Annotated in this window: 18 protein-coding genes; 4 read left to right on the forward strand and 14 right to left on the reverse strand. The window is 67.7% G+C overall.

Translation table 11 applies throughout. The features are described from left to right. The 3 genes from A9X01_RS22285 to A9X01_RS22295 all read left to right on the forward strand — a co-directional run. Window positions 1–1,157: thiolase family protein (locus tag A9X01_RS22285; protein WP_065122803.1), on the forward strand; the 1,157-nt coding region annotated here is incomplete at its 5' end. A gap of 5 nt (window positions 1,158–1,162) precedes the next feature. After that, window positions 1,163–2,125, forward strand: coding sequence for a carbon-nitrogen hydrolase family protein (locus A9X01_RS22290; RefSeq protein ID WP_065122804.1), 963 nt, complete (start codon window positions 1,163–1,165; stop codon window positions 2,123–2,125). Next, window positions 2,112–2,600 (forward strand): DUF302 domain-containing protein, encoded by a 489-nt coding sequence (locus tag A9X01_RS22295; protein WP_065122805.1) that lies wholly within the window; start codon window positions 2,112–2,114, stop codon window positions 2,598–2,600. The genes A9X01_RS22290 and A9X01_RS22295 overlap by 14 nt, the downstream gene beginning before the upstream one ends. Here the strand turns inward: A9X01_RS22295 and A9X01_RS22300 are convergent. The 11 genes from A9X01_RS22300 to A9X01_RS30920 form a co-directional block, all read right to left on the reverse strand. Beyond that, complete coding sequence (locus A9X01_RS22300; RefSeq protein WP_065122806.1) at window positions 2,593–4,155, reverse strand: GMC family oxidoreductase; 1,563 nt, start codon at window positions 4,153–4,155, stop codon at window positions 2,593–2,595. The two genes, A9X01_RS22295 and A9X01_RS22300, sit on opposite strands and share 8 nt — an antisense overlap. Before the next feature lie 34 nt (window positions 4,156–4,189). Beyond that, entirely contained in the window at window positions 4,190–5,053 is an 864-nt protein-coding gene (locus A9X01_RS22305) for a beta-keto acid cleavage family enzyme (protein WP_065122807.1), read from the reverse strand. 12 nt (window positions 5,054–5,065) lie between these two features. Next, window positions 5,066–5,602: a hypothetical protein gene (locus A9X01_RS22310; protein WP_065122808.1), complete on the reverse strand. Its 537-nt coding sequence runs from the start codon at window positions 5,600–5,602 to the stop codon at window positions 5,066–5,068. A gap of 1 nt (window position 5,603) precedes the next feature. After that, on the reverse strand, window positions 5,604–7,328 hold the full coding sequence (locus tag A9X01_RS22315) for a GMC oxidoreductase (protein ID WP_065122809.1): 1,725 nt from the start codon (window positions 7,326–7,328) through the stop codon (window positions 5,604–5,606). Next, window positions 7,325–8,818: a flavin-containing monooxygenase gene (locus A9X01_RS22320; protein WP_065122810.1), complete on the reverse strand. Its 1,494-nt coding sequence runs from the start codon at window positions 8,816–8,818 to the stop codon at window positions 7,325–7,327. The genes A9X01_RS22315 and A9X01_RS22320 overlap by 4 nt, the downstream gene beginning before the upstream one ends. Window positions 8,819–8,851: 33 nt before the next feature. Then, the gene (locus A9X01_RS22325; RefSeq protein WP_081282549.1) at window positions 8,852–9,952 is read right to left on the reverse strand and encodes an AraC family transcriptional regulator; all 1,101 of its coding nucleotides are present in this window, start codon (window positions 9,950–9,952) and stop codon (window positions 8,852–8,854) included. 29 nt (window positions 9,953–9,981) lie between these two features. Further along, window positions 9,982–11,268 carry a fatty acid desaturase family protein gene (locus A9X01_RS22330; protein ID WP_065122811.1) on the reverse strand — a complete coding sequence of 429 codons (1,287 nt, stop codon included), beginning with the start codon at window positions 11,266–11,268 and terminating at the stop codon, window positions 9,982–9,984. A gap of 88 nt (window positions 11,269–11,356) precedes the next feature. After that, a complete protein-coding gene (locus tag A9X01_RS22335) occupies window positions 11,357–12,505 on the reverse strand; it encodes a ferredoxin reductase (RefSeq protein ID WP_065122812.1) in 1,149 nt (382 codons plus the stop codon). 54 nt (window positions 12,506–12,559) lie between these two features. Next, entirely contained in the window at window positions 12,560–13,060 is a 501-nt protein-coding gene (locus tag A9X01_RS22340; RefSeq protein ID WP_065122813.1) for a DUF6912 family protein, read from the reverse strand. Next, on the reverse strand, window positions 13,057–13,881 hold the full coding sequence (gene ppk2, locus A9X01_RS22345; RefSeq protein WP_216638935.1) for a polyphosphate kinase 2: 825 nt from the start codon (window positions 13,879–13,881) through the stop codon (window positions 13,057–13,059). The genes A9X01_RS22340 and ppk2 overlap by 4 nt, the downstream gene beginning before the upstream one ends. A 2-nt stretch (window positions 13,882–13,883) precedes the next feature. Continuing rightward, window positions 13,884–15,302, reverse strand: a complete 1,419-nt coding sequence (locus A9X01_RS30920) for a WS/DGAT/MGAT family O-acyltransferase (RefSeq protein ID WP_065122815.1) — start codon at window positions 15,300–15,302, stop codon at window positions 13,884–13,886. Between the two features lie 164 nt (window positions 15,303–15,466). Between A9X01_RS30920 and A9X01_RS22355 the strand changes: the two genes are divergently transcribed. Then, the gene (locus tag A9X01_RS22355; protein WP_065122816.1) at window positions 15,467–15,931 is read left to right on the forward strand and encodes an Rv3235 family protein; all 465 of its coding nucleotides are present in this window, start codon (window positions 15,467–15,469) and stop codon (window positions 15,929–15,931) included. Here A9X01_RS22355 and mddA read toward each other — a convergent pair. The 3 genes from mddA to A9X01_RS22370 all read right to left on the reverse strand — a co-directional run bounded on the left by mddA (window position 15,890) and on the right by A9X01_RS22370 (window position 19,055). Next, the gene (gene mddA / locus A9X01_RS22360) at window positions 15,890–16,663 is read right to left on the reverse strand and encodes a methanethiol S-methyltransferase (protein WP_065122817.1); all 774 of its coding nucleotides are present in this window, start codon (window positions 16,661–16,663) and stop codon (window positions 15,890–15,892) included. The genes A9X01_RS22355 and mddA overlap by 42 nt on opposite strands. Before the next feature lie 66 nt (window positions 16,664–16,729). Next, window positions 16,730–18,289, reverse strand: a complete 1,560-nt coding sequence (locus A9X01_RS22365) for an HD domain-containing phosphohydrolase (protein ID WP_065122818.1) — start codon at window positions 18,287–18,289, stop codon at window positions 16,730–16,732. Window positions 18,290–18,308: 19 nt separating this feature from the next. Further along, on the reverse strand, window positions 18,309–19,055 hold the full coding sequence (locus tag A9X01_RS22370) for a hypothetical protein (RefSeq protein ID WP_065122819.1): 747 nt from the start codon (window positions 19,053–19,055) through the stop codon (window positions 18,309–18,311). Window positions 19,056–19,178: the final 123 nt, after the last annotated feature.

Below are 19,178 nucleotides of genomic sequence, written 5' to 3' on the forward strand. Positions count from 1 at the left end.
TCGTCAGCGCTGTCCGCACCCCCATCGGCAAAGGCAAGGCCAACGGTGCCCTGCACGATGTGTTGCCCGCCGACCTGCTAGCCCACAGCCTGCGCGAGGTGGTGGCCCGCACCGGCATAGACCCGGTGCTCGTCGACGACGTCATCGCAGGCGCCGTCACCCAGGTCGGCGACCAGGCCGTCAACATCGCCCGAAATGCCTTGCTCGGGGCAGGTTTCCCCGACTCTGTCCCTGGCACCACCGTCGACCGGCAGTGTGGCAGCAGCCAGCAGGCCATCAGCTTCGCCGCTCAGGGCGTCATCGCCGGCGCCTACGACGTGGTGATCGCCGGCGGCGTGGAATCGATGAGCCGCGTCCCGATGGGCAGCTCGGTGCTACCCGGCAGCAACCCGTTCGGCGCGGACATGGCCGCGCGCTATCCCGACGGCCTGGTACCCCAGGGCATCAGCGCCGAGCTGATCGCCGCCAAGTGGGGCTTCTCCCGCGCCCAGCTCGACGAGTTCTCCGCGGCCAGCCACGAAAAGGCCGCCCGCGCCACCAAGGAAGGCCTGTTCGACAACGAGCTGATCCCGATCGCCGGCCTCTCCACCGATGAGATCATCCGCCCTGGCACGACGGTCGACACGCTCGCCGGGCTCAAGCCGGCGTTCTATAGCGAGGCCATGGCCGCGCGGTTCCCCCAGATCAACTGGGAGATCACCCCGGGCAACTCCTCCCCGCTGTCCGATGGCAGCGCCGCGGTGTTGATCACCAGCGGCGAGTTCGCCAGGCAGCATGGCCTGCGACCGCTGGCCCGCATCCACACCGCCACCGCGGTCGGCTCGGACCCGCTCTACATGCTGACCGGCGTCATCCCCGCCACCGAAAAGGTGCTGCAGCGAGCCGGTTTGACGCTGGCCGACATCGACCTGTTCGAGGTCAACGAGGCGTTCGCACCCGTCGTGCTGGCGTGGGCGCACGACACCGGAGCCGACCTCGCCAAGACGAACGTCAACGGCGGGGCCATCGCGATAGGCCACCCGCTGGGCGCCAGTGGTGCGCGCATCATGACCACCCTGGTCAACGCTCTCGAGCAGCGCGGCGGTCGGTACGGCCTGCAGACCATGTGCGAGGGCGGCGGCATGGCGAACGCCACCATCATCGAACGGCTGGTGTAACGATCATGACCGTAATCCGCGCTGCAGCAGTGCAAATCAGTCCGGTGTTGTACAGCCGCGAAGGCACTGTGGAACGGGTGATCGCCAAAATCGAGGAGTTGGCACTGCGGGATGTGCAATTCGCGACGTTCCCCGAAGCGGTGATCCCCTACTACCCGTACTTCTCGTTCGTCACCCGGCCGTTCGAGATGCGTTCGGAGCACCTGAGATTGCTGGATCAGGCAGTGACCATACCGTCGCCCGAGATCGACGCGATCAGCGCGGCCGCCCGCGGCGCCAACATGGTGGTGTCCATCGGCGTGACCGAGCGCGACGGCGGTTCGTTGTACAACACCCAGTTGTTGTTCGACGCCGACGGCAGTTTGATCCAGCGCAGGCGCAAGATCACGCCGACCTACCACGAGAAGGCGATCTGGGGCCAAGGCGACGGCAGCGGATTGCGGGCAATCGACAGCGCGGTCGGCCGGATTGGACAGTTGGCCTGCTTCGAGCACTTCAACCCCCTGGCCCGCTACGCCCTGATCGCCGACGGTGAGCAGATTCACTCGGCCATGTGGCCCGGCTCGTTCGCCGGCGACCTGTTCGCCCAGCAGACCGAGATCAGCGTGCGCAACCATGCGCTGGAATCCGGTGCGTTCGTGGTGAACGCCACGGCTTGGCTTGACGCTGACCAGCAGGCGCAGATCATGGCGGATACGGGAAGCCCGATAGGCCCGATCTCGGGCGGATACTTCACCGCTATCGTCACCCCACAAGGCGAATTGCTGGGCGAAGCAATACGTTCCGGCGAGGGCGTGGTAATCGCCGATCTCGACTTGTCGCTGATCAACACCCGCAAGGTGCTGATGGATGCCGCCGGGCACTACAACCGGCCCGAACTGCTGAGTCTGACCGTGGATCGCACCCCCCGCGCGCAACTGCATGAGCACCTGGAACCAACCGAGGAGGCCGACCATGTCCGCATTTGAAACCCGCTTCGACGGCGTGCGGGTGCGCTACGAGAGCACCAAGACTTACGACGAACTCCTCGCGGCCCTGCTTGCCGACATCGGCGAGAAGCCGGTGCCGATCGGCGACATAGCCACGCGCAGTGCCGACTGGGATTCCTACCGCAAACAGGTGGAACCCCACGTCGGGCCGAGCGGGTTCATGTTGTTCGTCCTGATCGACCACGGTGCCTGGATCAGCAATGCCGGCATCGACCGCAAGGCGCTGCGGGTCATCCTGGGTAACCCGCTGATCGCGATCACCATGCTGCGCCACGACGTCAGCGCGGGGCTTTTCGCCCCGGTCGAGGTGCTGATTCTGGACGAGCCCAACGGCAGCAGCCTGACCTACGTCAAGCCGTCGTCGTTGATGGTGGTCGAGGACAATCCCGAATTGCTCTCCGCCGCAGAGCAACTGGACGCCAAGTTGGCCGCGTTGGCCGCGAAGGTCACGTGATCTGGTCGCGCGTCGCCACCGGTTGACCCGAACACGACGGGGCGAGCAGGAAGTCCGCGCAGCGTTCGCCGATCATGATCGAGGCGGCGTTGGTGTTGGCCCGGGGAATCCTGGGTAGCGACGACGCGTCCGCGACGCGGAGATTCTCCACACCGCGCACCCGCAGCCGCTCGTCGAGGGGGCTGTCGGGTTCATTGCCCATCGCGACCGTGCAGGACGGGTGGTACGTCGTGCTGGCCGTCTCCCGGATGCACGCCTCGATGTCGCCGCCCGGGCCTGGGAGAAGCTCGCGGTCGACACAGGAAGCGATCGGCTCGGTGCGCATGAGTTCGCGGGTACGCTGCACCGCCCGGATGAGCGCTTCGACATCATCGCGTTCGGTAAGCAGGTTCATCCGGATGGCCGGGGGGGTCGCGGGATCCGATGAGCGGATGAGGACGCTGCCGCGGCTCTTGGGCGTCCAGTACGAGTGCCCGATCGCCAACGCAGGCTTGAGTTTGCCCGTGCTCGGATCGGCCAGGGGATCGGCGAGGCAGGTCATCACCTGAAAGTCACATGCCGGCAGGTCGTCCGCCGACCGGACGTGGGCAACCGCCTCGACGACACTGTTGGCGAATTTGCCCCTTCGGCCAAAGAGCCACTGCAGCAACCACTTCGGGTTAGTGGTGTCCGAAAGGCCGACATAACCGGGCGCGAGGGACCACATCGCCCAGGCGTGCGGGTGGTCGCTCAGACCCTGACCGACGCGGGGGCTGTCGACGACCGGCGTGATTCCGACGCTGCGCAGGTGGTCCGCCGGACCGATGCCCGACAGCTGCAACAAGTGCGGCGAGCGGTAGGCACCCGCACTGACCACGACTTGTTGGTCGGCGAAAGCCTGCTGGACGCGCCCGCGGCGCCTTTTTCCCAGCGAGTATTCGACACCGACCGCGCGACCGTTGCGGATGATCACCCGCCGGACCTCGGCCTTGGTGAGGATGGTCAGGTTCTTGCGACGCTGAAGGTAGCCACGCGGTGTGCTCCAGCGTTGCCCGTTGTGAATGGTGACAGGCGAGATTGCCGCTCCTTCGAGTTCGGGCCCGCTGACGTCGTCCTCGGCGCGGACACCCGCCGCACGTGCCGTTGCGACGAACCGCTTGGACACCTCATCGGGATAGGGCACCCGGCCAATCCGCATCGGCCCCTGCTCGATTCGCGCGAATACCGGCGCCACCTCCTGCCACGACCAGCCGGGCAGCTGCCAGCCGTCGTAGTCGAGGTTGCTGCCCTTGACCCACAACATCATGTTCATCGCGCTGGTACCGCCGAGTACACGACCGGCGTGCAGAGGGATCCGGCGACCGGCGCAACCGGGTTCGGGCTCGGTTTCGTAATTCCAGTCCAACGAAGTCCCCATCTGGCGGACAGCGGCCAGCGGCGCTCGGACTTCCAATCGTCGATCCGAACCGCCGGCTTCGATCAGCAACACCCGCGCCCCGGATTCCGCGGCCAACCTTCCAGCTACCGCACATCCGGCGGACCCCGCCCCCACCACGACGTAGTCGTACGCTGCCACGGATTTAGCTTTACTCGACGTTGCACGCCTGGCGCTAGGGCAAACCGAGAATCTCCGCGGCCTGATCGGGGGTGGCAACGGCACGGCCCGCCCGCTGGCAGAGTGCCACGGCCTCGGTGACCAACTCGACATTGGTGGGGGTGCGCTCGCCGCGATAGAACTCGAGTCCCAGGTGTAGGTGTCCGCCGCGGGCGAGCGCCAGTTCGGCGATCGGGTGGGCACACAGGTCGCCGCCGACGATCGACACCGCCCACGGCAGGTCACATCCGTCCAGCAGTTCCAGGTAGGCGTCGAGCGCGCGCTCGGTGGGCGGTAGCCCGAAAGGCGCTCCCAAATACCCGTTTTCGGTGGCGAAGTAGAGCTTGACCATCGCGCCCTGCGGTAGCCGGCCCGCGCGCCACCAGGCGAGTGCGGCCCGCAGGAAGCCGGGTTCGTAGATGGCCAGACTGGGGCCGAGGTTGGCTTCGCGGCAGATGTCGAAGGCGCGGCCGATTGTCTGAAATGAGTTGCGGTAAACCAGATCGCCGGTGGGTACGCCGTCGTCGACGCCGCCGAGATTGACCGACCCGGGGTCGGTCAGGCCGACGCGCATGCCGGCGGCGGCGAGCGGAATCAGATGCTCGTAGGAGATGGAGAAACCCTGTTCGAAGTGGATGGTCGGGTACAGCAGGGCGTCAGGGCGAGCCTCGAGGATGGGCCGCCATCCCTCCAGGTAGCGCTCAACGGCCCGCTCCACAGATACCCCGTAGAGGTCGATGTGGTTGTGGATGATCGCCGCGCCGGCCGCTATGCAGGCCAGCGCGTCCGCGGTGATCTCCGACGGCTCCACTGGCACATGGGGATTGGTCGCCTTCGGGGTGACGCCGTTGATCGCGCACTCGATGACGACGGGAGTCATTCGGCGGGTAGCTCAGAGCCAGCCGGTGCGCGCGGCGGCAACCGGCTCGGCGGGTGCCGGGGCGAGTTCGCCGTCCCGCACGCCGTCGAGCATCCGCTTCACCGAGGCGACGATCTCCGGCGCCGCCGCGGCGAGACCGCTCAGGTCGGCTTCGGTGACCTCGGCCAGGTCGACACCTGCGCGCTCCAGCACCGCGGCCGGGTCGGCCAGCTGGCCCGCCAGCCAGGACACCGGGTCGGCGGACAGCTCGGGCACGAAGTGCCGGCGCCCCGGTTCCCAGCCGTCGAAACGCGGGTGGTGATGGGCCCGGTCGAGCGTCCCGGGCGGACTTTCGGTGGAGCCGAACAGGTCGACCCGCCACACCGGGCGGGCGAAGGCGATGGGGATGCCGGCGTAGATCGAGCCCTGGGGCTGGTCGCGGTCGACGAGGCGCAGTTCCAGGCGCACTCCCCGTTCGGGAGTTTCCTGGCCGGTCATCGGCGAGGGATCGACGAAATACATGTCCCCGACCACGACGCCGAGGGATTCGAAACCGAAAGCAGCGAGCACACTATGAAGCGTAGTCCCGCTCGGCACGCAATGCCCCCGGTGCGCTTGCCGGAACGGCCGGGCGATTCGGGGCGACGGGTTCGACGCGCCGGTACGACGACCCCAGCGGCGGGCGCGGGTCCGACTCCCCCTTGTTGGGCCACAGCGACGTGGCGCGCTCGGCCAGCGCGGTGATGGTCAGCGACGGGTTCACGCCCAGGTTGGCCGTGATTGTGGAGCCGTCGATCACATGCAAACCCGGATACCCGTGCATGCGGTGGTAGGGGTCCACCACGCCGTCGTCCGGGGTCTCACCGATCACGCACCCGCCGATGAAATGTCCGGTCATCGGGATGTCGGCGAGGTCGGCCCACGCGCCGCCCGCGATACCGTCGAGGTGCTCGGCCGCGCGGCGGGCGACCTCGTGACCGACCGGGATCCAGGTCGGGTTCGGCTCACCCACACCTTGCCGGGTCACCATGCGCCGCCCGAACAGCCGGCGGCGGGTGTAGGTGGTCAGTGAGTTGTCGTGGGTCTGCATCACCAGCAGCGGGATGGTCTGCTCGGACCAGCGCCTCGGGTTGAGCAGCCGTCGAAGGTCACGGCGTTGCCGCACAAGCTCTTTCATGCCGGTGCGCCATCGGCCTCGCCTTTTTGTGAGCCCGTCGACGCCGTCGACCAGGACGGTGCCCATCAGCCCCATCAGGTTGGAATCGTGCCCATACCGGCAGGGTTCGACGTGGGTGTGGCTGTCCGGGTGGATCGAGGAGGTGATCGCCACTCCCTCGGAATAGTCGACGTCGTCGCGGCGGGCCCGCACGGCCAGGATCGCCTCGGAGTTGGTCCGGGACAGTTCCCCGAGCCTGGGCGAGATGTGCGGCAGGCTGCCGCCGTCGCGCAACTTGTGCAGCAGCCGCTGGGTGCCCAGCGCGGCGGCCGAGAACACCACCTGCTCCGCGGTGAAGGTGCGGCGGCGCCGGCGCAGCTTGGCCCCGGTGCGGCGGGTGATGACGTCGTACCCGCCGCCGGACCGCGGCCGCACGTCGACCACGGTGGTCAGCGGATGTATTGTCGCGCCGAGTTTCTCGGCCAGATAGAGGTAGTTCTTGACCAGGGTGTTCTTGGCGTTGTGCCGGCAGCCGGTCATGCATTCGCCGCAGTGCAGGCACGCGTTGCGGTCCGGGCCGGCGCCGCCGAAGTACGGGTCGCCGACCGGGGCGCCGGGCGCGGCCGGTTTGCCGTCGGCGTCGGTGAAGCACACCCCGACGCGGGTGGCGTGGAAGGAGTCCGCGACGCCCAGGTCGGTGGCGATCTGCAGCATCACCTTGTCCGACGGCGTGGTGCGCGGGTAGGTCTCGACGCCGAGCATCCGGGTGGCCTGGTCGTACCAGGGCGCCAGCTCGTCTTTCCAGTCGGTGATGTGGCTCCAGCGCGGGTCGGCGTAGAACGGGTCGTCGGGTTGGTACAGCGTGTTCGCGTATACCAGCGAGCCGCCGCCCACGCCTGCGCCGCTGAGCACCACGGCGTCGCTGAGTACGTCGATCCGCTGGATGCCGTAGCAGCCCACCGACGGCTTGAACAGGTAATCGCGGACGTGCCAGTTGTTCTTGGCGAAGTCCTGATCGGCAAACCGTCGGCCCGCCTCCAGAACGCCTACGCGGTAACCCTTTTCGCTCAGACGCAGGGCGGTGACGCTGCCGCCGAAGCCGGACCCGATGACCAGCACGTCATAGTCGAATCGGCTCACGCGTTGACCTCCTCGGCTTGCCGGACCGGCAGGACCTGGTGGTAGTCCTCGATCGCGGCGACGCGGGTTCGGTGCTGATATTCGTGCACCAGCCCCGGCCAGTTGGTGGTGACCCGGCCCGACTCGGTGCGGTACCAGGAGTCGCAGGTGGTCCAGACGCCGTTTTCCAGCCGGGACTGCACGGCGGCGTCGTAGGCCTCCTCGACGTCACGGCGGACCTCGAACGCGCGGCCCATGCCGCGCCGGGCGAGTTCCTCGGTGAGCTGGCGGATGTAGCCGGCCTGCTGCTCCATCATCAAGATGATCGAGCTGCTGCCGAGGTTGGTGTTGGGCCCGTAGATCAGGAACATGTTGGGGAAGCCCGGGACGGCCATGCCCAGGTGGGCGCGCGCGCCCTCGGCCCACTCGGCGTGCAGATCCCGTCCGTCACGGCCGGTGATCGTCATCGGGGCAAGGAATTCGGTGGCTTTGAAGCCGGTGCCGTAGATGATCACGTCCACCTCGTGCAGTCGCCCGTCGGCGGTGCGCACCCCGGTCGGAGTCACCTCGGTGATCGCGTCGGTCTCGACGGAGACGTTGTCACAGGCCAGCGCCGGGTACCAGTCGCTGCTGAACAGCACGCGCTTGCACCCGATCGGGTAGTCGGGGGTGAGCTTGGCCCGCAGCACCGGATCTTTGATGTGCCGGTTCAGGTTCGCCGATGCCAGTGCCTGCAGCACCCGGGCCAGCGGGGCGACTCGGGTCAGCGCGAGGCCCAGCAGTTCGGTGGTCTCCCAGATCGCGCCGCGCATGGCGGCGGCGAACCCGGGCACCTTGGCGAACGCGGCGTGGTGCTTCTCGGTGTAGGCGCGGTCCACCTTCGGCACCACATAGGGCGCCGAGCGCTGAAAGACGGTGACGTGCCCGGCGGTCTGGCGGATGCGCGGGACGAACTGGATCGCCGACGCGCCGGTACCCAGCACCGCCACCCGCTTGCCGGCCAGGTCGACGTCGTGGCGCCACTGAGCGGAGTGGAACGACGGGCTGCTGAAGGTGTCCAGGCCCGGAATGTTCGGCAGCGCCGGCCGGGACAGTTGGCCCACCGCGGGCACCAGGACGTCGGCCTCGAACACGTCTCCCGACGACGTCGTCACCCTCCAGGTTGCGGTGGATTCGTCGAACTCCGCCGAGGTCACCTCGACGCCCGTCCGCACCAGCTTGCGCAGCCCGAACCGGTCGGCAGTGTCATGGATGTAGCCCAGGATGTCGGGCTGCTCGGCGTAGCGCCGGCCCCAGTCGGTCTTGCGGGCGAATGAATAGGAGTACAGGTTGGACGGGACGTCGCACGCGGCGCCGGGGTAGGTGTTCTCCCGCCAGACACCGCCGATGTCGTGTGCCTTCTCCAGCACGGTCACCTCGGCGAGACCGTCTCGGGATAGCTCGTATGCGGCGGCGAGGCCACCGAAGCCGGCGCCGATCACCAGTACGCGAGGACGAATGGTCGCTGTCATAACTCCATGGTGGCCAGCGACGGTACCCAAGTGTCAGCCGATTGCGGTCGGCGAATCGATAATTCCGGCCAGGTGTCGTTCCCGCGGGGCCACCGACCGCTGGTAGCGGGCCGGCGTGGTGCCCGTCCAGCGTTTGAACGCGGCAATGAAACTCGTCGCCTCGGCATAGCCCAGCCGTAACGCGACGTCCTCGACCGTCAGGGCGCCAGTCGCGAGCAACTCCTCGGCGAGCACGCGGTGGACTTCCTCGACGAGGTCGCGGAAGGTGGTGTTCTCCTCGGCCAGCCGGCGCCGCAGCGTGCGCTCGCTCATCGCCAGCTGCCGGGCCACGCTGGTGATCGTGTGGGGTTTGCCGTCGATCGACGCCAACCGGTCCCGCACCCGGCGCGCCACGCCGGTGCGCTGCCGCCGGCGTTCCAGCAGCGCCTGGCACTGCTGCTCACAGATCGCCACGCTCATCTCGCTGGCCTGCGGCAGCCGATTTTCCAGCAACGCGACCGGTAGGCCGGCCACGTTGGCGGGGGCGTCGTAGCGCGGCGTCACCCCGAACGCGTCACGAGCCGCTGTATCGCCGGAAGCCGGTGCAGGACTTGCGAATTCGATATAGGCGAAGGTGACGGGCCCGCCCACCAGTTCCGCCATGACCTGTGCGATCGCCGCCATGTCACGTCGCACCAGAAAATCGGCGACCGGGCCGGTGAGGTCGGGCAGGTCGAGCCGGAGCGCGGCGACCATCCCTTCCAGGGTGACCGAGGGCAGGCAGAACCCGTAGCTGAGCTCATAGAACCGGGCCGCGAACCGGACCGCGTCGCCCAGCGTCGAACTGGTCAGGCAGGCGAAACCGAAGATGCCGAACGATCCGACGTGGTAGCTGCGGCCCACCCGAACGCCCAGGTCAGCGGGGCCGATCCGGTCACCGAGCAGGTTGACCAGGTTCGTGGCGACCGCCAGTTCCTGACGGCCGGCGATCATCCGGCTGTGGTCGCCGAGGTCGGCCTCGGACAGGCCGGAGCTGTCGAGGATGTCCGAGACCGAGAGCCCATTGGCGCGACCGAAATCGGTCATCAAGGCCACGCTGCCGATGTTGCGCGGGAAGTCCCAGTGCGAGACCTGCTGCCCAGCGAACACCTGCACGTGTTCAAGTATGGCCAAAGTGTGGCCGGTCAGGCCGCCAAGTCGTCGTCGGTGGACCCGGTGGTAGCCGCCTTGCGCTTGGTGCGCCGCCAACCCCGCACGGTGGCGATCGCGGTCTTGAGGCCGCGGCGCCGGCCGGTCGCCGGGTCGGTGCCCGCGAAATCGGGCTCCAATTCGGCGAACATCCGCTCGCTGCGAGTCTCGGGCGCATCGTCGGCGCCGTCGCGCAGGTAGGCGTTCGGCAGCGAGAGCTTGGCCAGGGTGCGCCACGTCTTGCCGTACTGCACCAGGAAAGAGCCTGTGGTGTAAGGCAAGTCGTACTTGTCGCAGACGGCGCGGACCCGGGTGGAGATCTCGTGCAGCCGGTTGCTCGGCAGGTCGGGGTACAGGTGGTGCTCGATCTGGTGGCACAGGTTGCCGCTCATGAACCGAAGCACCGGGCCCGCCTCGAAGTTGGCGCTGCCCAGCATCTGCCGCAGGTACCACTGACCCTTGGTCTCGCCCACCATGTCCGTCTTGGTGAATTTCTCTGCACCGTCGGGGAAATGGCCGCAGAAGATGACGGCGTTGGCCCACACGTTGCGTATGACGTTGGCGGTCGCGTTCGCCGTCAGGGTGGACCGGTACGACGCACCGGGCGACAGCGAGGTCAGTGCCGGGAAGGCGACGTAATCCTTGACCACCTGGCGACCCGCCTTGACCAGGAACTCGTCGATGCGCTCGCGGGCTTCCTCGTGGTCCATCCGCTTCTTGACGATCTTGCCGATCTCGACGTGCTGCATGCCCACGCCCCACTCGAAAAGCAGGGCGAGCAAAGCGTTGTAGACGAGGTTGAAGATGTTGAACTTCTTCCACCGCTGGTCACGCGTGACGCGCAGCAGTCCGTAGCCGACGTCGTCATCCATGCCGAGGATGTTGGTGTACTTGTGGTGCACGAAGTTGTGGGTGAAGCGCCAGTGCTTGGACGAGCCGCTCATGTCCCATTCCCAGGTGGAGGAATGGATCTCGGGGTCGTTCATCCAGTCCCACTGGCCGTGCATGACGTTGTGGCCGATCTCCATGTTCTCGACGATCTTCGCTACGGCCAAGGTAGTGGTGCCCGCCCACCACGCCGAGCGGCGTGAACTGGCGGCCAAAATGACCCGCCCGGCGACCTCGAGCGCGCGCTGCGCGGCGATGGTGCGGCGGATGTAGCGGGAGTCGCGTTCCCCGCGGGACTCCTCGATGTCCTGGCGGATGGCATCGAGTTCGAAGGCCAGACTTTCGATGTCGGCGTCCGTCAAGTGGGCGAATACGTCGACGTCTGTGATCGCCATGATGCTCTCCCTACGTCGTCCGGTCTTCGGACTTAGCTAGACCTACGCTATCGTAACCTACGTACCCGTAGGTTACCCCTCGGTAACCCTAAATGTCGATGACGCAATCGCCGGATGCGGCGGATACGCACGTCTGGACTCGGGTTCCCGGGTCGTGTTCCCGGCCGGTCCGCAGGTCGCGGACGTGGCCGTCGATCAATTCGACGACGCACGACTGGCAGATGCCCATTCGGCAGCCGAACGGCATCTGCACACCGGCGTTTTCACCCGCGTCCATCACCGAGGTCGCGGCGTCGGCGGTCACGCTTTTGCCGCTGCGAGCGAAGGTGACGCGGCCGCCCGCTCCCGCCGGGGCCGCTTTGGCCACGGCGAACCGTTCCAGGTGCAGCCGGTCGCCGATGTTGGCGGCCGACCACACTTTTTCGGCATCGTTGAGCATGCCCTCCGGCCCGCATGCCCAAACTTGGCGCTCCCGCCAGTCCGGGACGGCCTGATCCAGCCGCGACAGGTCGAGCCGGCCCTGGGCCCGCGTGGCGCGCAGGGTCAGGCGGTAGCTGGGATGTTCGCGGGCCAGCTTTGCCAGCTCGGCACCGAACAGCACGTCGGCCTCGGTGGGCGACGAGTGCAGGTGCGCGATGTCGGTGATCTGGTCGCGGCGGGCCAGGGTGCGCAGCATCGACATCACCGGCGTGATGCCGGACCCGGCGGTCAGAAAGAGGATCTTCGCGGGCGCGGGGTCGGGAAGCACGAAGTTGCCCTGTGGCGCGGCAAGCCGCACGATGGTCCCGGGCTCGACGCCGGCCACCAGGTGGGTGGACAGAAAGCCCTCGGGCATCGCCTTGACCGTGATCGTGATGGTGCGCGCCAACCCGGACTTGCCCGCCGCGGGGCTCGACGTCAGCGAATACGAGCGCCACCGCCAGCGACCATCCACCAACAGGCCGATGCCGATGTACTGCCCCGGCTGGTAGTCGAAACTGAACCCCCAGCCCGGCTTGATGACCAGGGTTGCCGAGTCTTCGGTTTCCCGGCGCACGTCCAGGATGCGGCCCCGCAATTCCCGGGCGGACCACAGCGGATTCGCCAGCTGCAGGTAATCGTCCGGCAGCAGCGGGGTGGTGATGCGCGCGGCCAGCTGGCGCAGGGCGTGCCAGCCGGGATGCTTGTCCGCCCCGGCGACGACCGGTCGCTGGGTGTTGACCACATTGGCGGTGAGCGCCGAGTGTTTTCTGCTCATGGCTAGAAGCTACGGTACCGTAAGTTACGGTTTTCTAGCCAGCCGCGATGCGGCTTACAGCAGTTCCAGCAGGAACGGCAGTTCCTGGGCGGCGTACCAGGCCAGGTCGTGATCCTGGGCGTCGCCGACGATCAAATCCGCATCCTCATCGCCCAGGTCGGCGGCATCGACGGCCTCGACCGCGGCCGTGACGGCCGACTCGGCGCCGGCGGTGTCGACGTACGCGGCAACCACCCGCTTCATCGGGACCGCTCCGTCCAGTCGGACGACGGCGTCGTCCAGATCCGGCCGGTACGTGACCTCTTCTACCTCGGCCGCCAGGACCGCGCGGCGGGCGGGCAGCGTCGCGTCCGGGTCGGCTGCCAGCAACCGCAACGACGCCAGCGCCGCCTCCCGCAGCGCCACCTCGGCGAGCTCGTCGTCGTCACCCTCGGCGTAGGACTCCCGCAATCTCGGCGTCACCGCGAACGCGGTGCCGTTGACCGGACGCAGCTCCCCGTCTGCGACGAGTTGTTGCAGCATGGCCAGGGTGGCCGGGATGTAGACCTGGATCATGACTTGATCAGGGTGGCGGCGTAATCGTCGACGTACTTGGACAATTCACGCGGCGGGCGTTGGTAGTTGCCGCTGACCAACGGGCGCTCGGGCAGCTCGACCTTGGGCTTCTCGACTTCTTCGTAGTCGATGGTGGACAACAGATGGGCGATCATGTTCAGCCGGGCGTGCTTCTTGATATCGGACTCCACCACGTACCACGGGCTGGACGGCGTGTCGGTGTGCACCATCATCTCGTCCTTGGCGCGTGAGTAGTCCTCCCACCGGTACACCGATTCCAGGTCCATCGGGCTGAGCTTCCATTGCCGCACCGGGTCATTGCGGCGCGCCTTGAACCGGCGCAGCTGTTCGGCGTCGGAGACCGAAAACCAGTACTTGCGCAACAGGATTCCGTCGTCGATGAGCATCTGCTCGAAGATCGGCGTCTGGCGCAGGAACAGCACGTACTCCTGCGGTGTGCAGAATCCCATCACCTTCTCGATGCCGGCCCGGTTGTACCAGGACCGATCGAACAGCACGATCTCGCCTTTGGCCGGCAGGTGGGCGATGTACCGCTGGTAGTACCACTGCCCCCGCTCCCGATCGGTCGGCACCGGCAGGGCCGCGATGTGCGCCACCCGAGGGCTCAGGTATTCGGTGATGCGCTTGATCGCGCCGCCCTTTCCGGCCGCATCACGCCCCTCGAAGACGATCACGAGCCGGGCGCCGGTGTGCCGCACCCATTCCTGCAACTTCACCAATTCCGTTTGCAGCCTGAATAATTCGGCCTCGTAGACTTCGTTGGGGATCTTCTGCGCGGCCGCAGCCTTCTTCTTACCCACGCTCACCTCGACGCTTCCAGCAGCTCTTCCAACGACTGATTCAGCAAGCCCGGCAACACGTCGACGTCGCTCATCGCGTCACGGTCGGCGTTGATGCCGTAATAGAGCATGCCGTTATAGGACGTGACACTGATGGCCAGTGCCTGGTTGTGCAGCAACGGCGGCACGGCGTAGGTCTCGAGCAGCTTGGTGCCGGCGATGTACATCTGCGACTGCGCACCGGGGGCGTTGGTGATCAGCAGGTTGAACGGTTGCCGGGACAGGGTGGGGAAGCTGGTGGCCACCCGGATGCCCATCGCGTGCAGCGTCGGGGGTGCGAAGCCGGACAGCGTGACGATGGTCCTGGCATCGACCAGGCTGGCGGCGCCGGGATTGGACTCGGTGGCGTGGGCGATCTGCGACAACCGCACCACGGCGTTGCCCTCCCCCACCGGCAGGTCCACCAGGAACGGCGTCACCTCGCTCATCGCCTGGCCGGGGCCGGTCGAGTCGAGCTGATCGTCGGCGTAGACCGACAGCGGCGCCATCGCCCGGATTGTCGTGCTGGATGCGACGGCTTCGCCGCGCGACATCAACCAGTTACCCAGCGCGCCGGTGATCACCGCGAGCACCACGTCGTTGATGTCGCAGTCGTAGCGAGCCCGCACCGTCCGGTAGTCCTCGAGCTTTCCGCGCGCGACGGTGAAACGCCGGTTGCGCGAGACGGTGGCGTTGAGCGGACTGCTGGGCGCGGTGCCGCGCGCCACCGCGCGGGCGACGTCGAACACCCGGCGGCCCGCCTCGACGAGCTGCGTCGAGCTGGTGGCCAATCCGGCGACGGTGGAACTGACGGCCTGCAGCTGGGCGCCCGGTCCGACGATCCAGTCGCCGATGGCGCCCAGCACCAGGCGGGTGTTGCCGGGATCGCGTTCCGGAATCCAGATGTCCTCGGGGAAGGGTGGCGGCTTGCGGGTGCGGTCGGCGATGACGTGGTTGATCTCCAGCGCGCTCATTCCGTTGATCAGCGCCTGGTGCGATTTCGTGTACAGGGCGATGCGGTTCTTGGCCAGGCCCTCAACGAGGTACATCTCCCACAGCGGGCGCGACTTGTCCAAGGGGCGGGCGGCCAGCCGGGCGATCAGCTCGTGCAGTTGCTCGTCGCTGCCGGGTGAGGGCAGCGCCGAACGCCGGACGTGGTAGGTGATGTCGAAGTCGCGATCGTCGATCCACACCGGTCGGGCCATGCCGACGCTGACCTCGCGGACCTTCTGCCGATAGCGGGGTATCTGCGGCAGCCTTTGCTCGACGGTGGCCAGCAACGTCTCGTAGCTCAGACCGGACCGTGGGCGCCGCAGGATCGACAGCGAACCGACGTACATCGGGGTGGCGGTGTTCTCCAGCCGGTAGAAGGACGCGTCCGCGGGGGACAACCGGGTCACCATTGCGGCCCTGTCCTTCTCGTCAAGTCGTCCTCATTTCCTGAGCGGGCCCCTGCCATCGCCCACCGTACCTGTGGACGAAAGCCCAGAGCTGAATAGCGCGGCACCCCATTGTCTGACACTCTTCTGCACGCCGCTGAACCAACCGTTGCCCGTGGAGAATTCCGTTGACCGTCACGCCGGTGATCGACTACGAGCCGCCGACGCGCGCCGTCCCGCGCGGGCAGCCGTCACCGCCGAGCCCGCGGACACGGCGGGGCGGCCGGAGCGGCTCGGCACCGAACGGCTCGGCACCTTCCCAGGCACCGCTTTCGCCGCAGATGCGCCGCGCGGCGGCCTTCGCCGACGCTGCATTGCGCCGCGTTCTGGAGGTCATCGACCGCCGCCGTCCGGTCGCGCAGCTGGGCACGGTGCTGGCACCGGGCCTGATCGATTCGGTGCTCTCGGTCAGTCGGTCGGTGGCCCCGGCGACCGGTGCGGCCGTGCTGCGCCGGATGCGTGTGCAGCCCGCCGGTGACCGGGCGGCCGAGGTGTTCGGCAGCTACAGCCGCGGTAACCGCGTGCACGCGATCGCCTGCCGGGTGGAGCAGTTACCCGACCGATGGCTGGTGGTCGCCCTGCATATCGGCTGAGGCGCGGTGGCGGGGACGGGGAAGCAGCATGGGAACCCGGCGCCGGTAGTCGCGGTACTGATCCCCCATGGCCGCCAACAGGTCTCGCTCCTCCAGTTGCAGCGCCAGGAAGATGTAGCCGGTGGTGCCGACCGCGAAGAGCAGGTGACCGGCCGTCATCGTCGGCGTCGCCCAGAAGGCGATCAGGAAACCCAGCATGATCGGGTGGCGCACCAGCCGATAGAGCAGATGCGTCCGGAAACCCAGTTCCGCGTACGGCTTTCCGCGCCAGGCCAGGTACACCTGGCGCAGCCCGAACAGATCGAAATGGTTGATCATGAACGTCGAGGCGAACACGATCGCCCAGCCGAGCCAGAACAGCACCCATAGCAGCAGGCGGGCCGCCGGCTGCCGCACGTCCCAGACGATGCCCGGCATGGTGCGCCATTGCCAATAGAGCAACAGCAGCGCGGCGCTGGCCAGCAGAACGTAGGTGCTGCGCTCGATCGGCTGCGGCACGAACCGCGTCCACCATCGTTTGAAGCCGGGACGGGCCATCACGCTGTGCTGGGCACCGAACAGACCCAGTAACGCGGTATTGACTGCAAGCGCCTGCCACAGCGGAGCGTCAATCCCGTGATCGACGTTGCGGGGCACCAGGAATGCGGCAACGAAGACGATGGCGTAGAGGAAGGCGACCAGGAAGACCAGGTAGCTCAGGGCGCCGTAACCGATTGTCAGATAGCGTTTCATGGGGCGATTGTGTGCCTTTGAGAGTCGAACTCACATGGGGCTTTTGCCTCAGATTGCCTCAGATTCTCAGGCGGTGGCCAGGCCGTGGCGCAGCGCGTACATGCTGGCGCCGATCCGGTTGGACACGCCGATCTTGGCGTAGGTGCGCTCCACGTGGTTACGGGCCGTCTTTTCACTGATCACCAGTGTCGACGCGATCTCCTTGTTGGAGGCGCCGCGGGCGACCAGGCACAGCACTTCGACCTCCCGCGGAGTGAGCCCGTCCGGGCGCACCTTCGGGCGTTGGGCGCAATGGCCGGCCGCATGCAGCACCGCCTCGGCGGCCGCGGCATCGAGTTCCCCGGCCTGAACCCGGCCGAGCAACCGTCGCCGCGCCGACTCGGGGGTCATCTCCTTGCGATACGGCCTTGGCTCACAAGCTGATTGGTAGCTGACCGCGGCGGCCAGGATGCGGTCGGGCAAGCCCAGGGCGCTGTCGGCCAGGGCACGCGGATATCCCGTGCCGTTGAGGCATTCGTGGTGATTGCCGGCGACCTCGGCCAGCTGGCGAAGACCCGGCACCTGGTTGAGGATCCGCACCGTGAAATAGGGATGCAGCCGGACGCGTTCGAACTCGGCCGCGGTCAACGCCCCCGGCCGCGACCAGACCTGGTTCGATACGCCGATGCGGCCCAGATCGTGCACGTGGCCAGCCCGCCGGGTCAGGGCGACCGCGTCGGCGTCCTGCCCGACGGCGGCCGCGGCGTCCCCGGCGAGCCGGGCCACTGCTCGCGAATGACCAAGTGTGAACGGGCATTTCAGGTCGACGAAGTCGCCGAGGGCGACCAGCAGCGCGTCCAGCGCCCGGTCGTCGAGGCGCTCGTGGCGATCGGGGGCGGCCTGCAGCGCCGCCGCCCACACGTCGCCGATGGGCGGGCCGGCCAGGATGTCCTCGGCGTGGTCCAGGAACGTCGCTGCCACTTGCGAATCGAACTGGCCGCCGCTGCGGGCCCGCACCATCGCCCTGGCGCCCTCGACCCCGTACATGCGGTGGTGCACCTCGGCCATCTCGGCGAGTTGAGCGACGCGCATCTGCACCGGGATCACCTCGCCACGGGCGCCGGTGGGCAGCCCGCCCCCGTCGTAGCGTTCGAACGCGCACGCCAGCGCTGTCCGCACATCGGCGCCCAGGCCCAGCCGGTCGGCAAGCAGGGCCGCGGATGTGCAGTGCGAGTGGATCATTCGGGAGATCTGGCCGCGCGCGTTGATCAACAGCGTGGCCATCATGCTGACCCGCTGCAACAGTGGCTGGCCGCGGCCGATGTTGCTGACCAGAAATCGCATGTACGGCAGCCCGGACCAGTCGACCAGATAGGAGTCGTGGCGCACCCCGATGTCGTCGCCGAACCATTGCGCGTATTCATGCGAGTCGGCGTGACATCCGATCCACATGATCAGCGTGGTGTAGTACGCGCTGTCGCGTTGCGGCTTGGTCAGCCCGAGCCGATCGGCGAGCCGGGTGGCGATCAGCGCGGCCCGCAGCATGTGTTCGGCGGGTTGTCCCAGACCGAGGTCGATCGCCACCGACAGCGCGGCCAACAACTCCGCGCGCGTCGGTAGCTGCGCAGGCTCGGGGCGAGAGACCATGCGCTCATTGTGGCCCGGGTCAGTCGATCGAGATAGTGCGTTCGACGGCATGGTGACGATCCGCATCGAAGGATTCGAAGTGCCCGGAGCCGACCACGAACAGGCCGCGCTGCGGGGGACGGAAGCCGGCCAGCCGCGCCTGGCTGGGTAGCGGGCCGACCGGCCCCAGGTCGATGCCGTCGAGCACGGCGCGCGAGTGTGCCACCGACCACATCTGCCGCGGGGCGATCATGAAGCGCTGGCCGTTGGGCGCGGTGCCGGCGAGCCGGACCTGACCGGCGCCCAGCGCCAGACCGGCCGCGCGGCTGAGCGCGCCCAGCGCGGTGCGGTTGGTCCAGGTCCCGGTCGGCAATCGTCCGCCGACGGCGCTCATCAGCCGCGTCGACAGCGTCGAGCGGATGTCGAGCTGCCAGTCGAGCAATCCGTCAATTCGGACGGACAGCGACCAGGGGCCGATCCAGTCGACGTCGATCTGGCACTGCACCGCGTCCTGAGTAGTGGCGGAGCTGAAGTAGCGGGCGCAGCTCTGCTGCCCGCAGGTCGTCGCGTAGAAGGTCCAGACGCCGTCGGGGCCGCGGTGCCACACCGACTTGTAGGCGGGCGCGAAGGTGGCTTTCGGAAAGTGCCGCAGGGCCAGGTAGTGGCCGCTGGCGAAGGGCAGGCCCATCACGCCGTAGCCGACGAATCGTTCGTCGTCTCCGTCGGGCAGGGTCGGGTGCTGCAGGACCGCCGTGGCGGCGTCGTACGGGGTGTGGTGTGTGGTCATGGCGCAATGGTGCGCGGCAGTGCCGGGGTCGCACATGAGGCGACTGCCTCAACTTGGCGCGCGTGGCCCCCGCGAGCAGACGCGAAAGCCCCCGACACGCCGAGCGTGCGGGGGCTTTTGCGT

Origin of the sequence: Mycobacterium asiaticum, from assembly GCF_001668675.1 — a bacterium.
GTDB lineage: Bacteria > Actinomycetota > Actinomycetes > Mycobacteriales > Mycobacteriaceae > Mycobacterium > Mycobacterium asiaticum_D.

Bases quoted from the DNA above. Each gene is read 5' to 3' on its own strand.
- A9X01_RS30920 (WP_065122815.1), bottom strand. From the start codon at position 15,302: ATGGTGACCCGGTTGTCCCCCGCGGACGCGTCCTTCTACCGGCTGGAG.
- A9X01_RS22330 (WP_065122811.1), bottom strand. From the start codon at position 11,268: ATGGCGATCACAGACGTCGACGTATTCGCCCACTTGACGGACGCCGAC.
- A9X01_RS22335 (WP_065122812.1), bottom strand. From the start codon at position 12,505: ATGAGCAGAAAACACTCGGCGCTCACCGCCAATGTGGTCAACACCCAG.
- A9X01_RS22365 (WP_065122818.1), bottom strand. From the start codon at position 18,289: ATGGTCTCTCGCCCCGAGCCTGCGCAGCTACCGACGCGCGCGGAGTTG.
- A9X01_RS22305 (WP_065122807.1), bottom strand. From the start codon at position 5,053: ATGACTCCCGTCGTCATCGAGTGCGCGATCAACGGCGTCACCCCGAAG.
- A9X01_RS22370 (WP_065122819.1), bottom strand. From the start codon at position 19,055: ATGACCACACACCACACCCCGTACGACGCCGCCACGGCGGTCCTGCAG.
- A9X01_RS22295 (WP_065122805.1), top strand. From the start codon at position 2,112: ATGTCCGCATTTGAAACCCGCTTCGACGGCGTGCGGGTGCGCTACGAG.
- A9X01_RS22340 (WP_065122813.1), bottom strand. From the start codon at position 13,060: ATGATCCAGGTCTACATCCCGGCCACCCTGGCCATGCTGCAACAACTC.
- A9X01_RS22320 (WP_065122810.1), bottom strand. From the start codon at position 8,818: ATGACAGCGACCATTCGTCCTCGCGTACTGGTGATCGGCGCCGGCTTC.
- A9X01_RS22290 (WP_065122804.1), top strand. From the start codon at position 1,163: ATGACCGTAATCCGCGCTGCAGCAGTGCAAATCAGTCCGGTGTTGTAC.
- mddA (WP_065122817.1), bottom strand. From the start codon at position 16,663: ATGAAACGCTATCTGACAATCGGTTACGGCGCCCTGAGCTACCTGGTC.